This window comes from Mycobacterium sp. IEC1808 (assembly GCF_002101935.1).
Taxonomy (GTDB): Bacteria; Actinomycetota; Actinomycetes; order Mycobacteriales; family Mycobacteriaceae; genus Mycobacterium.
In genome coordinates, this window is sequence record NZ_LQPV01000031.1 from 18,862 (window position 1) to 31,078 (window position 12,217).

At 69.7% G+C, this 12,217-nt stretch carries 15 protein-coding genes; 5 read left to right on the forward strand and 10 right to left on the reverse strand.

Going from position 1 to position 12,217, the window contains the following annotated elements; translation table 11 throughout:
* Positions 1 to 29 precede the first annotated feature (29 nt).
* A complete protein-coding gene (locus AWB92_RS18205; RefSeq protein WP_085188140.1) occupies positions 30 to 1,268 on the reverse strand; it encodes a VOC family protein in 1,239 nt (412 codons plus the stop codon).
* A gap of 42 nt (positions 1,269 to 1,310) precedes the next feature.
* Between AWB92_RS18205 and AWB92_RS18210 the strand changes: the two genes are divergently transcribed.
* The 3 genes from AWB92_RS18210 (at position 1,311) to AWB92_RS18220 (ending at position 3,631) form a co-directional block, all read left to right on the forward strand.
* On the forward strand, positions 1,311 to 1,763 hold the full coding sequence (locus AWB92_RS18210; RefSeq protein WP_068112540.1) for an Lrp/AsnC family transcriptional regulator: 453 nt from the start codon (positions 1,311 to 1,313) through the stop codon (positions 1,761 to 1,763).
* A 53-nt stretch (positions 1,764 to 1,816) separates the two neighbouring features.
* Complete coding sequence (gene lat, locus AWB92_RS18215) at positions 1,817 to 3,130, forward strand: L-lysine 6-transaminase (protein ID WP_241523510.1); 1,314 nt, start codon at positions 1,817 to 1,819, stop codon at positions 3,128 to 3,130.
* A gap of 117 nt (positions 3,131 to 3,247) precedes the next feature.
* Positions 3,248 to 3,631: a hypothetical protein gene (locus tag AWB92_RS18220; protein ID WP_085188144.1), complete on the forward strand. Its 384-nt coding sequence runs from the start codon at positions 3,248 to 3,250 to the stop codon at positions 3,629 to 3,631.
* Between the two features lie 10 nt (positions 3,632 to 3,641).
* Here AWB92_RS18220 and usfY read toward each other — a convergent pair whose 3' ends face one another.
* Both usfY and AWB92_RS18230 read right to left on the reverse strand, forming a co-directional pair.
* The gene (gene usfY, locus AWB92_RS18225; protein ID WP_085188146.1) at positions 3,642 to 3,980 is read right to left on the reverse strand and encodes a protein UsfY; all 339 of its coding nucleotides are present in this window, start codon (positions 3,978 to 3,980) and stop codon (positions 3,642 to 3,644) included.
* 20 nt (positions 3,981 to 4,000) lie between these two features.
* On the reverse strand, positions 4,001 to 4,384 hold the full coding sequence (locus AWB92_RS18230; protein WP_085188148.1) for a phage holin family protein: 384 nt from the start codon (positions 4,382 to 4,384) through the stop codon (positions 4,001 to 4,003).
* Between the two features lie 249 nt (positions 4,385 to 4,633).
* On the opposite strand from AWB92_RS18230, the gene AWB92_RS18235 reads away from it, so the two are divergent.
* Positions 4,634 to 5,071 carry an anti-sigma factor gene (locus AWB92_RS18235; protein ID WP_068186899.1) on the forward strand — a complete coding sequence of 146 codons (438 nt, stop codon included), beginning with the start codon at positions 4,634 to 4,636 and terminating at the stop codon, positions 5,069 to 5,071.
* A complete protein-coding gene (locus AWB92_RS18240; protein WP_068186897.1) occupies positions 5,068 to 5,856 on the forward strand; it encodes an RNA polymerase sigma factor SigF in 789 nt (262 codons plus the stop codon). Before AWB92_RS18235 ends, AWB92_RS18240 begins: the two co-directional genes overlap by 4 nt.
* Here AWB92_RS18240 and AWB92_RS18245 read toward each other — a convergent pair.
* From AWB92_RS18245 to AWB92_RS18275, 7 genes are all read right to left on the reverse strand, one after another.
* Entirely contained in the window at positions 5,827 to 6,246 is a 420-nt protein-coding gene (locus AWB92_RS18245; protein WP_068186927.1) for an STAS domain-containing protein, read from the reverse strand. The two genes, AWB92_RS18240 and AWB92_RS18245, sit on opposite strands and share 30 nt — an antisense overlap.
* 190 nt (positions 6,247 to 6,436) lie before the next feature.
* Complete coding sequence (locus tag AWB92_RS18250) at positions 6,437 to 8,230, reverse strand: acetyl/propionyl/methylcrotonyl-CoA carboxylase subunit alpha (protein ID WP_085188150.1); 1,794 nt, start codon at positions 8,228 to 8,230, stop codon at positions 6,437 to 6,439.
* A gap of 123 nt (positions 8,231 to 8,353) precedes the next feature.
* A complete protein-coding gene (locus tag AWB92_RS18255) occupies positions 8,354 to 8,773 on the reverse strand; it encodes a SufE family protein (RefSeq protein ID WP_068186894.1) in 420 nt (139 codons plus the stop codon).
* Positions 8,773 to 9,663, reverse strand: coding sequence for a sulfurtransferase (locus AWB92_RS18260; RefSeq protein WP_085188152.1), 891 nt, complete (start codon positions 9,661 to 9,663; stop codon positions 8,773 to 8,775). Before AWB92_RS18260 ends, AWB92_RS18255 begins: the two co-directional genes overlap by 1 nt.
* A 10-nt stretch (positions 9,664 to 9,673) precedes the next feature.
* Complete coding sequence (locus AWB92_RS18265) at positions 9,674 to 10,309, reverse strand: nucleoside triphosphate pyrophosphatase (RefSeq protein ID WP_085188154.1); 636 nt, start codon at positions 10,307 to 10,309, stop codon at positions 9,674 to 9,676.
* On the reverse strand, positions 10,306 to 10,539 hold the full coding sequence (locus tag AWB92_RS18270) for an acyl-CoA carboxylase subunit epsilon (protein ID WP_085188156.1): 234 nt from the start codon (positions 10,537 to 10,539) through the stop codon (positions 10,306 to 10,308). The genes AWB92_RS18265 and AWB92_RS18270 overlap by 4 nt, the downstream gene beginning before the upstream one ends.
* Complete coding sequence (locus tag AWB92_RS18275) at positions 10,536 to 12,176, reverse strand: acyl-CoA carboxylase subunit beta (RefSeq protein ID WP_085188158.1); 1,641 nt, start codon at positions 12,174 to 12,176, stop codon at positions 10,536 to 10,538. Before AWB92_RS18275 ends, AWB92_RS18270 begins: the two co-directional genes overlap by 4 nt.
* Positions 12,177 to 12,217 lie beyond the last annotated feature (41 nt).

Below are 12,217 nucleotides of genomic sequence, written 5' to 3' on the forward strand. Positions count from 1 at the left end.
GGACCGCAACTCCTCGGTACGTTCGGTCTTCATCGGGCTGCCTCCTCGTAAAGTGCGTACGGGTCGCGGATCTCGCGGCCGATTGCCCCGGCCAGCCACTGAGCGTCGTAGCCCGAGTCGTCGGCCGCCGCCCGCGCCCGGGTTTCGCGGTCCAGGTTGGAGCGGAAGATGCCCGCCGCCGACGCCGGCAGGAAGTCTTCGTAGACGACCGGCGCCGACGGGTCGCCGCCGCGATAGTAGGCCAGCCCCTCGGCGGCCATTTCCGCGTCGGTCGGCGGGAAGTGCCGGTGCCACGCCGCCGCCGGGTCGGGCGCGCCCATCGCGGCGTCGTAGCGTTCCCGGCCCTTGCGCGTCAGCGCGACCCCGCGCGCCTCGACCTCGCCGAAGCGCACCCGCACGCTACCCGCGGTGACGCGGCCGTCCCGGCCGCGAAACAGGCAGGGCTCGGCCAGCGCGCGAAAAGAGGTCTGGCGCAACAGGACCGCGGGCCCGTCGGTGCGGGGCGGCCCCTGGATGGCGTCGATCATGGTGATGCCGCGCGCGGTCATCCGCCGATACAGCTCGTCGATGTCGAGCACCCGCGGCGTGAGGTGGTTGATGTGGGTGGAGCCCACCCCGGCGACGTCGGCGGCCACCGCCGACACCCGCGACAGCTCGTCGTACCAGGCCTTGTCAACCGGCTCGCGCGACAGCGCGAACGCCGCCACCGCCGCCGAGACGAACGCGCCCGCCTCGTCGGCGGCGCAGCCGCCGTCGGCCGCAATTGTTCGCGCCCGCTCGACCAATGCGGGGTCGAAGAGCCGCCGGCGCGCGACGAACGTCTCCACCCGGGCCCGCAGCTCGGGGCCGAAGTAGCGCGCGTCACGCGTGGCGAGCATCGAGGTGAACACCCGAAACGGGTTGCGCGCCAACTCATTCGCGTCGAGGGGACGAAAGGCCGTGGACACCACCGGAATCGGCGAGGCGGCGCGGCGCAGGTCGTAGTAGCCCACCGGGTACATGCCGAAGGCGGCGAACAGGTCGGCGACGGCGGCCAGTTCAGCGGGGCTGCCCACCCGGATCGCGCCGTGCCGCTCCGCGGTGACCCGATCCATCGACCCAAGCCGTTCGGCGTCGGGATGTCGCGCCACGTGGGCGGCGTTGACCTGGCCGCTCACCTCGACCAGCGTGCCGTACGCGGGAACCTCCCCGGCGTACATGGCGGACAGCCCGGCCGCGAATCGGGCGCGCAGCTGCCACGCCGCCAGCGTGCCTTCCCGGGGGCTCATGGCGCGCCGTCGATTTCGGCTTTGCTGCGATAATCTCCGCCCATGGGTGACGCGCTCGACGAGATTGACCGGACCCTGGTGCGCGAGCTGGTCGCCAACGGTCGCGCGACCCTGGCGGAGCTGGCCGCGAAGGCGGGCCTGTCGGTCTCCGCGGTGCAGTCCCGGGTGCGCCGGCTGGAGTCGCGCGGCGTGGTGGCGGGGTATTCCGCGCGGATCAACCCGGAGGCGGTCGGGCACCTGCTCTCGGCGTTCGTGGCCATCACTCCCTTGGATCCTTCTCAACCCGATGATGCGCCCGCCCGCCTGGAACACATCGCGGAGATCGAGTCGTGTCACTCGGTGGCGGGCGAGGAGAGCTATGTCCTGCTGGTCCGCGTCGAGTCCGCCCGGGCGCTCGAGGACCTGCTGCAGCGGATCCGCACGGCGGCCGACGTCCAGACGCGAAGCACCATCATCCTCAATACTTTTTACAGTGATCGGCAATACATACCATAATATTTCCTGTCAATATGTCATAGCACCGTAAGAATCACGCTAACATGAGCGGCATGACCGCCGCCGTTTCCGACCGGGTTCCCGAGACGTTGTCGCGCAGCATGCTGGTTGACGGGTTCGACTTGGTGCTTGACCTGACGCGGTCGGCCGGCTCCTACCTGGTCGACGCCCGGGACGGCCGCCGCTACCTCGACATGTTCACGTTCGTCGCGTCGTCGGCGCTGGGCATGAACCACCCGGCGCTGGCCGACGACGAGGAGTTCCGCGCGGAGCTCCTCGCGGCCGCGCTGAACAAGCCGAGCAACCCCGACGTGGCCACGGCGGCGATGGCCGGGTTCGTCGAGACCTTCGTCCGGGTGCTGGGTGATCCCGCGCTGCCGCACCTGTTCTTCATCGAGGGCGGCGCGCTGGCGGTGGAGAACGCGCTGAAGGTCGCGTTCGACTGGAAGAGCCGCCACAACCAGGCGCGCGGGATCGACCCGGCGCTGGGCACGCGGGTCCTGCACCTGCGCGGCGCGTTCCACGGTCGCAGCGGCTACACGTTGTCACTGACCAACACCAAGCCGCTCACCGTGGCCCGCTTCCCGAAGTTCGACTGGCCGCGCATCGACGCGCCCTATATCCGGCCGGCGACCGACATGGACGCGCTCGAGGCCGAGTCGTTGCGGCAGGCCCGGGCGGCGTTCGACGCGCACCCGCGCGACGTCGCGTGCTTCGTGGCCGAGCCCATCCAGGGGGAGGGCGGCGACCGCCACTTCCGTCCCGCCTTCTTCGCGGCGATGCGCCGGCTGTGCGACGAACACGACGCCTTGTTGATCTTCGACGAGGTCCAGACCGGCTGCGGGCTGACCGGAACCCCGTGGGCCTACCAGCAACTGGGCGTGCAACCCGATGTGGTGGCGTTCGGCAAGAAGACCCAGGTGTGTGGGGTGATGGCCGGCCGCCGGGTCGATGAGGTCCCCGACAACGTGTTCGCGGTCGCCTCCCGGCTCAGCTCGACCTGGGGCGGCAGCCTGGCCGACATGGTGCGGGCCCGCCGCATCCTGGAGGTGATCGAGGCCGACGGGTTGTTCGATCGCGCCGCCGAGTTGGGGCGCTACCTGCTGGGCCGGCTGGTCGAACTGGCCCACGACTTCCCGGCCTTGGTTCTCGACCCCCGCGGCCGCGGCCTGATGTGCGCGTTCAGCCTGCCGAGCACCGGGGCCCGTGAGGCGGTGATCGCCCAGCTCTGGCAACGCCGCGTGATCGCGCTGCGCTGCGGGGAGGACGGCGTCCGGTTCCGGCCCGCGCTGACGGTCACCCGGGGGGAGATCGATGCCCTGGTTTGCGCCCTGAGCGGCGCTTTGACGGCCGTGACGTGGGCCTGAGGGCGGTTTACCCTGATAGGGCGCAGGGTATCCGGATCTGCATCATCGTGGCGCGTAACCAATGCGGCGCAGCGAACGATTAACCAATAAATCAGGGCCGGCACACGGGGGACGACTATGCAAACGGCGGATCAGCGGTCGCCGGGTGACCGCTTAGGGCAGGAGGACCGCGAGGTGCACGCGGCCATCCGGTTTGCCGCCCTGGCCGCGGTCGCGGGCATGGGCTTCTTAGTTCTTGCCGCGCTGTGGGTCAGCACCTGCCCCGGGACCGGCGTCGACACCGCGGCCTGTGGCACGCCCCAGCGCACGATCCTGGCGCTGGGCGGTCCGCTGATTCTGCTGGCCGGGGCGCTCTGGGCGTTCCTGCGCACCTACCGGGTATGGAAGGCCCACGGCACCTGGTGGGGATGGCACGGCGCGGGCTGGTTCCTCCTGACCTTGATGGTGGTGGCCCTGGGTCTGGGCGTATCCCCGATCGCCGGGCCGGTGCTGGCCCTGTGACCTGCGCCGACTAGACGCGCGAGTCGGGCAGCGCGGGGCTCTCCGTCTCGGTTCGCGGGATCTCGGTTCGTGGGATGAAGTGCCATTGCTCGTCGATGCGGCCCACGCGGCGATGCTCCGCGACGAACCACAACGCCCCGGCAATCGTCCCGAGCACGGCCACCAGGCTCGTGGTGGCGACCCATTCGTAGTGGCCGTAGGCGGCCGCAGCCGTCGTGCTGATCATCCCGCCCACCGCGACCAGGAACAGGATGAACCCGGGCCAGTACAGGTTGTCCTTCATCGAGAAACCGGCGTGCGGTTGCGTCGTCCGGAAGTGGTCCGTCGGATCGCGATGCCTGTCGCTCATCACCCCTCCTTCGGTCGTTTTCAGGTCGTCGAGTCGGCCGTGTCGCGAACCGGCGCCTCTGGCAGCAGAATCGCCCCGATCGTGGTCACCAGCCACACGATGATCGTCGCGGCGAGCCAGGAGGCGGCGCCGCGGATGGACAGGCCGTGGGTGAACGCCGCGGCCACGCTCAACGCGACCAGGGTCAGCACCAGCCCGGCGCCCCCGAGCAGCAGCGACGCGTATGCCCGCGGCAACTTCACGATCAGCAGCGACAGGCTTGCCTGCGCCACCGAGAACAACAGCACGGCGACGATAAACCCCGACGCCGACACCGAAACGCCGGGCACGACCCAGGCCGCCGCCAGCAGGCCGACGGCCCACGACGCGAGAAACACAACCGCACGAAGCAGAGCCTGCTTCATGTCAACAAGTGTAGGTCGCGGGGTAGACGGTGTTAAGGGTCCGCCGGCGGGGGTTATTCGCCGCCGCAATTGGGTATCAGCTGTAAACCATGATGAGTGCCGGAAGGGTTGCGTCAGCGACGCCGACATCGATGCCCACTGCCATAGACGTGACCAGCGGCGGCGATTGTGACTAATCGATTGGAACCCACGGTCGACGGCGGGCTGCGCGGCAATAGTAATGTCAAGCAGACATTGCCGGGAGACCATATGACCGATCCGGGAGTTCGCGCGAACACGCGTCAACGCGGCCACCGCGCCGTCGAGCTGCACGTTGCGGCACGCCTCGAGAACCTGGCGATGCTGCGCACGCTGGTCGGTGCCATCGGCACCTTCGAGGACCTGGACTTCGACGCGGTCGCCGACCTGCGCCTCGCGGTCGACGAGGTGTGCACCCGCCTCATCCGCTCGGCCACGCCGGGCGCGACGCTGGTGGTGGTGGTCGACCCGCACGATGACGAGTTGGTGGTCGAGGCCTCCGCGGCGTGCGACACCCACGACGTGGTGGCGCCCGGCAGCTTCAGCTGGCACGTCTTGACCTCCCTGGCCGACGAAGTCCAGACCTTCCACGACGGTCGCGAACCCGATGAGACCGGCAGTGTCTTCGGTATCACGCTGACCGCGCGACGGGCGGCCTCTAGCAGGTGACAGCGCGAGCTGCCGGCGGTTCGGTTTCGCGGCCGAACGAGTATGCGGACGTCCCGGACATGTTCCGGGAGCTGGCCGGCGTCCCCCCAGACTCGATGGAATTCCAGCGCCAGCGGGACAAGATCGTGGAGCGGTGCCTGCCGCTGGCCGACCACATCGCCCGCCGGTTCGAAGGCCGCGGCGAACCGCGCGACGACCTGGTCCAGGTTGCGCGGGTCGGCCTGGTCAACGCCGTCGTCCGCTTCGACGTCGAGACCGGGTCGGACTTCGTCTCGTTCGCGGTGCCCACGATCATGGGCGAGGTCCGCCGCCACTTCCGCGACAACAGCTGGTCGGTCAAGGTCCCGCGCCGCCTGAAGGAACTGCACCTGCGGCTGGGCACCGCCACCGCCGATCTGTCCCAGCGGCTCGGCCGGGCGCCGACGGCGTCCGAACTCGCCGTCGAACTCGGCATGGAGCGCGACGAGGTGGTCGAGGGCCTGGTGGCGGGCAGCTCGTACAACACGCTGTCCATCGACACCGGCGGCGGCAGCGACGACGACGACGCCCGCGCCATCGCCGACACGTTGGGCGACGTGGACGCCGGCCTCGACCGCATCGAGGATCGCGAGGCGTTGCGCCCGTTGCTCGAGGCGCTGCCCGAGCGGGAACGAATGGTGTTGGTGCTCAGGTTTTTTGAGTCGATGACGCAGACGCAGATCGCCGAGCGGGTCGGCATCTCACAGATGCACGTGTCGCGCCTGCTGGCGAAGTCGCTAACGCGGCTGCGGGACCAACTGAAGTAGCGGCCGCGACTCGTCGCGCTCGCTCTTGGTGGGGCGCAGCAGCGGCTCGGCTTGCGGCGTCGTCACGGGCAGGGTGCCGTCGGGGTCGCAGATCCTCAACAACCGCGCTACGGCCGGGCTCGGCACCATGGCCCAGTGCAACTGGGCGGCCGAGCACGTGACGTTGATCCGGTGCAGGGCCGAAAAGCCAGCGGTACCAATGAATTCCAGGCCGCGCAGGTCGACGATGATCCGGCGCGCGCGCCGGACGCTGCGTTGCGCGTAGATGGCGAGCTGATCGGCGTTGGCGGCGTCGAGCTCACCGTCGACGGTGATCACCGCCCCCAGCGCGCTCAAGCGGGACGTGAATTGTGCGGTTCGGCTTTGTTGCCAAGATTGGGCCACAGACATGCGTGTCTCCGTCATTTGGAGGGTGTTGCTGCGGACGACGCCAGGTGGCCGTGAAGCTCGAGATCGGGGAGTTTGCCTTCCCGCTTGCCTGACGTGATCCGGGCGGCTGTGAACTCAACCTGAAACCGACCCTACCCGCGCCGGGGCGGGTCGGACAACGCTATTGACGTTTCTTCTGAGTTTCTTCGTGTTATTTGATCTCGGCGAGGACGGTGCCCTGGGTGATGGCCGCGCCGGCCTCGACGGCGAGTCCGGTGATGGTGCCGTCCTTGTGCGCGGTGACCGGGTTTTCCATTTTCATCGCCTCGAGGACTACGACCAGGTCGCCGGCGGCGACCTCCTGACCCTCCTCCACCGCGACCTTGACCACGGTGCCCTGCATGGGCGCCGTCACCGCGTCGCCGGAGGCGGCCACCCCCGCGTGCGATCCGCGCTTGCGCGGCTTGGGCTTCTTGCGGATCACCCCGGCCGGGTCGGCCGAACCGTTGGCCAGGGCCAGGTCGCCGGGCAGCGAGACTTCGAGCCGGCGCCCGCCGACCTCGACGACCACCGTCTGCCGGGGCCGGGCGTCCTCTTCGTCGATCGGCTCGCCGCCGGTGAAGGGCTCGATGGTGTTGTTCCACTCGGTCTCGATCCAGCGGGTGTGCACCGAGAAGCCATTCTCGTCACCGATGAACGCCGGGTCTCTCACCACGGCGCGGTGGAACGGGATAACGGTCGCCAAGCCTTCGACGTGGAACTCGTCGAGGGCCCGGCGGGAGCGGGCCAGGGCCTCCTCGCGGGTGGCGCCGTAGACGATCAGCTTGGCCAGCATCGAGTCGAACTGGCCGCCGATCACCGATCCCGCCTCGACGCCGGAGTCCAGCCGGACGCCCGGCCCGCTGGGTGTCTCGTACTTGGTGACGGGCCCCGGGGCGGGCAGGAAGCCGCGCCCGGCGTCCTCGCCGTTGATCCGGAACTCGAGGGCGTGCCCGCGCGGGGTTGGGTCCTCGGTGATGTCGAGCTTCTCGCCGTTGGCGATCTTGAACTGCTGCAACACCAGGTCGATGCCCGCGGTCTCCTCGGTGACGGGGTGCTCGACCTGCAGGCGGGTGTTCACCTCCAGGAAGGAGATCAGGCCGTCCTGGCCGACCAGGTACTCGACGGTGCCGGCGCCGTAGTAGTGCGCCTCCTTGCAGATCCGCTTGGCCGACTCGTGGATCTCCTTGCGCTGCGCGTCGGTCAAGAACGGCGCCGGCGCCTCCTCGACCAGCTTCTGGAAGCGGCGCTGCAGCGAGCAGTCGCGGGTGCCGGCGACGACGACGTTGCCGTGCTGGTCGGCGATCACCTGCGCCTCGACGTGGCGGGGCTTGTCCAGGTAGCGCTCGACGAAGCACTCGCCCCGGCCGAACGCCGCGACGGCTTCGCGCACCGCCGACTCGTACAGGTGCGGGATCTCCTCGAGGGTGCGGGCGACCTTCATGCCGCGCCCGCCGCCGCCGAAGGCGGCCTTGATGGCGATCGGCACGCCGTACTCCTTGGCGAAGGCCACCACCTCGTCGGCGTCCTTGACCGGGTCCGGGGTGCCGGGCACCAGCGGCGCCTGGGCGCGCGCGGCGATGTGGCGGGCGGTGACCTTGTCGCCGAGGTCGCGGATCGACTGCGGGCTGGGGCCGATCCAGATCAGGCCGGCGTCGATGACCGCCTGCGCGAAGTCGGCGTTCTCGGAGAGGAAGCCGTAGCCGGGGTGGACGGCGTTGGCGCCGGACTTCTCCGCGGCGTCGAGGAGCTTGCCGAAGTCCAGGTAGGACTCCGCAGACGTCTGCCCCCCCAGGGCGAACGCCTCGTCGGCCAGCCGCACGTGCGGCGCGTCGGCGTCGGGCTCGGCATACACCGCCACGCTGGGCAGGCCCGCGTCGCGGGCCGCACGGATCACCCGGACGGCGATCTCACCGCGATTGGCGACGAGCACCTTGGAGATCCTCGAGCTGGCGTGACTAGCCACTTCGCCTCCTGTTCGGCTGGACGTCATATGCGTCTCTAAGAGAAATTCTTACAAGTCTTGTCCCGGGGAAGTTTATGCGGCGCGCCGTAGGGGCTGATACCCGGTCTCCAAATCCGTTCCTGATCAGGTCGTCTCGCGCAATCGCCGCTTGATGCGGGCCAGCATCGCCGACATGCCGCGCAGCCGCAGCGGGCTGATCAGAGCGGCCAGGCCCAGCTCGGTGTAGAAGTCCTCGGGCACCGCGAGGATGTCGGCGGCCGGTTGCTCGTCCAAACCGGCGGCCAGGATCGACGCGAACCCCCGGGTGGTGGGCGCCTCGGCGGGCGCGCTGAAGTGCAGCCGCACCCGGTTGCGGTCGCTGGCGTCGACGTGCAGGAACAGCGGCGACTGGCACTCGGGCACCGGCTCCATCGCCGCCTCCTCGAGGTCGGCCGGCAGCGCGGGAAGGTCGTTGGCGAACTCCAGCAGCAGCGTCAGCTTGTCCTGGCCCTGGACTTCGGCGAAGTCGGACACCACCTCGGCCAGGGGGGCGGGCATGCTCATCAGACCGGAACGGCTCCCGGCTGCTCGCCCGCGACGATCGGCACCCGCACGGTGTTGCCCCACTCGGTCCACGATCCGTCGTAGTTGCGGACCCCGGGCTTGCCCAGCAGGTGGGTGAGCACGAACCAGGTGTGGCTGGACCGCTCGCCGATGCGGCAGTAGACGACGGTCTTGTCGTCCGGCTGCAGGAAGCCGTAGAGCTCCTCGAGCTCGGCGCGGGGGCGGAAGCGGCCGCTCTCGTCGACCGCCTTGCCCCACGGGATCGACACGGCGGTGGGGATGTGCCCGGCCCGCAGCGCCCCCTCCTCGGGGTAGTCGGGCATGTGGGTGCGCTTGCCGGTGTACTCGTCCGGCGAGCGCACGTCGATCAGCGGCTCGGAACCGAGGATGGCCAGGACGTCGTCCTTGTACGCGCGGATGGGCGCGTCGTTGCGCTGCACGACCGGATAGCCGCTCGACGTCGTGGTCGGGACGTCCAGGGTGGTGTCGCGGCGCTCGGCCAGCCACAGGTCGCGCCCGCCGTTGAGCAGGCGCACGTCGGGGTGGCCGAATAGCGTGAAGACCCACAGTGCGTAGGCCGCCCACCAGTTGCTCTTGTCGCCGTAGATCACCACCGTGTCGTCGCGGGCGATGCCCTTGCGGTCCATCAGCTCGGCGAACTGCTCGCCGTTGATGTAGTCGCGCACCCGCGGGTCGTTGAGGTCGGTGTGCCAGTCGATCTTGACCGCGCCGGGGATGTGGCCGACGTCGTAGAGCAACACGTCCTCGTCGGACTCGACGATCGCCAGGCCCGGGGCGCCCATGTTGGCGGACAGCCAGTCGGCGGTGACCAGTCGTTCGGGGTGGGCGTATTCGGCCAGGGACGGGTGTGGATCGGGGGGTAAGGACACGACTTCGAGCCTACCGCCGGGTCTCCCACAGCGAGGCCACGGACAGCCCGGCCCGGCCCAGCAGCTCACGCAGCAGCGGCAGGCTCACGCCGATCACGTTCGACGGATCGCCCTCGATCCCGTCGACGAACCAGCCGCCCAGCCCGTCCAGGGTGAAGCCGCCGGCCACCCGCAAAGGTTCGCCGTCGGCTATGTACGCCCGCAGATCCGCCTCGGCAGGCGCGGCGAAATGCACTGTGGTGCAGGCGGATTGGACCTCGCGGTGGGTGATCGCGCCGTCGCGCAGCCGCAGCAGGCAGTGCCCGGTGTGCAGCCGGCCCGAGCGGCCGCCCATCAGCCGCCACTGGCTCACCGCGGCCTCGGCCGATCCCGGCTTGCCGCACAGCCGGCCGTCGATGGCCAGCATCGAATCACAGCCCAGCACAACGCAATCGGCCGCGGTGGCGCCGTCGAGCCGCCCGGCGACGTCGTTGGCCTTGGCCGTGGCCAGCGCGCAGACCACCTGGTCGGGCGGGGCGTCGGGCGCCAGGCCCGCGGCGATTAGGTCCTCGTCGACGCCGGACACCACGACGAGCGGATCGAGGCCGGCCTGGCGCAGCACCTTGAGGCGGCCGGGCGAGGCCGACCCCAGCACCAGCCGGGTCAATGCCGCATGTGTGTCATCTGCTGCATCGTCAGCCGCTGGTAGTTCGACATCGCGTAGCGCAGCCGGTCGACCGGCAAGCCCCAGCGGGTGCTCTCCGGCTGGCTGGGCTCGGGCGAGGCGGCGCCCACGCCGCCCAGCACGGCCACCAGCGCCGCCAGCTCCGCGTCGGTCGGGTTCCCTTTGAGTACCTGGATGTGCGGATCGTGCTGCTGCGGCGTGTCGTCTGTCATAGCGGAATGTTCCCGTGCTTCTTGGGCGGCAGGTGGCTGATCTTGCGTTCCAGCAGGCGCAGCGCCGTGCCGATGTAGCCGCGGGTGTACGACGGCGGGATCACCGCGTCGACGTAGCCGCGCTCGGCCGCGACGTAGGGGTTGACCAGCGTGTCCTCGTACTCCTGCTGCAGCTGCAGGCGCAGCGCGTCCACGTCCTCGCCGTTGCGCGCGGCCTCGGCCAGCTGCTGGCGGTACACGAAGCCGACCGCGCCGGAGGCGCCCATCACCGCGATCTGGGCCGTCGGCCAGGCCAGGTTGACGTCGCAGCCCATGTCCTTGGAACCCATGACGCAGTAGGCGCCGCCGTAGGCCTTGCGGGTGATGACCGTGATCTTGGGCACGGTCGCCTCGCCGTAGGCGTACAGCAGCTTGGCCCCGCGCCGGATGATGCCGTTGTACTCCTGGCCGGTGCCCGGCAGGAAGCCCGGCACGTCGACCAGCATGACGATCGGGATGTTGAAGCAGTCGCAGGTCCGCACGAAGCGGGCCGCCTTCTCCGAGGCGTTGATGTCCAGGCAGCCGGCGAACTGGGTGGGCTGGTTGGCCACGATCCCGACCGGCCGGCCGTCGATGCGGCCGAACCCGACGACGATGTTCTGCGCGTAACCGCCCTGGATCTCCAGGAACTCGTCGTCGTCGAGGATCCGGGTGATCACCTCGTGCATGTCGTAGGGCTGGTTGGGCGAGTCCGGGATCAGGGTGTCCAGCTCGAGGTCCTCCTCGGTGAGGTTCTCCTCGATGGGCCCCGCGGGGGCGGGCTCGGCGTACCGGGGCGGGTCGGTGGCGTTGTTCGGCGGCAGGTAGCTCAGCAGGTCGCGAACCCAGTCGAAGGCGTCCTGCTCGCCGGAGGCCACGTAGTGCAGCGTGCCCGACTTGGCCATGTGGGTGTGGGCGCCGCCGAGCTCCTCCATGGTGACGTCCTCACCGGTGACCGTCTTGATGACGTCGGGGCCGGTGATGAACATCTGGCTGGTCTGGTCGACCATGACCACGAAGTCGGTCAGGGCGGGGGAGTAGACGTGGCCGCCGGCGGCCGCGCCCATGATCAGCGAGATCTGCGGGATCACCCCCGACGCGATGATGTTGTTGCGGAAGATCCGGCTGTACAGGCCCAGCGAGACGACGCCCTCCTGGATGCGCGCGCCGGCGCCGTCGTTGATGCCGATGAGCGGGCGGCCGGTCTTGATCGCCAGCTCCTGCACCTTGACGATCTTCTCGCCGTACACCTCGCCGAGGCTGCCGCCGAACACCGTGGCGTCCTGGCTGAAGATGCACACGTCGCGGCCGTCGATGGTGCCGTAGCCGGTGATCACGCCGTCGCCCAGCGGGCGGTTCTTGTCCAGGCCGAAGTTGGTGCTGCGGTGGCGGGCCAGGGCGTCGAGCTCGACGAACGAGTCCTCGTCGAGCAGGGCCAGGATGCGCTCGCGGGCGGTCAGCTTGCCCTTGGCGTGCACCTTCTCGACGGCCTCTTCGCCGACCGGGTGCAGCGACTCCTCCCGCCGCTTGTGCAGCTCGGCCAGCTTGCCCGCGGTGGTGTGGATGTCGATGGTGTGCTCGGCGGCGGGCTCGGCGGTGTGGTCGGTAACGCTTGTCATGGGACTCGATGGTATCGGCAGGCCCCGCGCCGGTGCTTAGG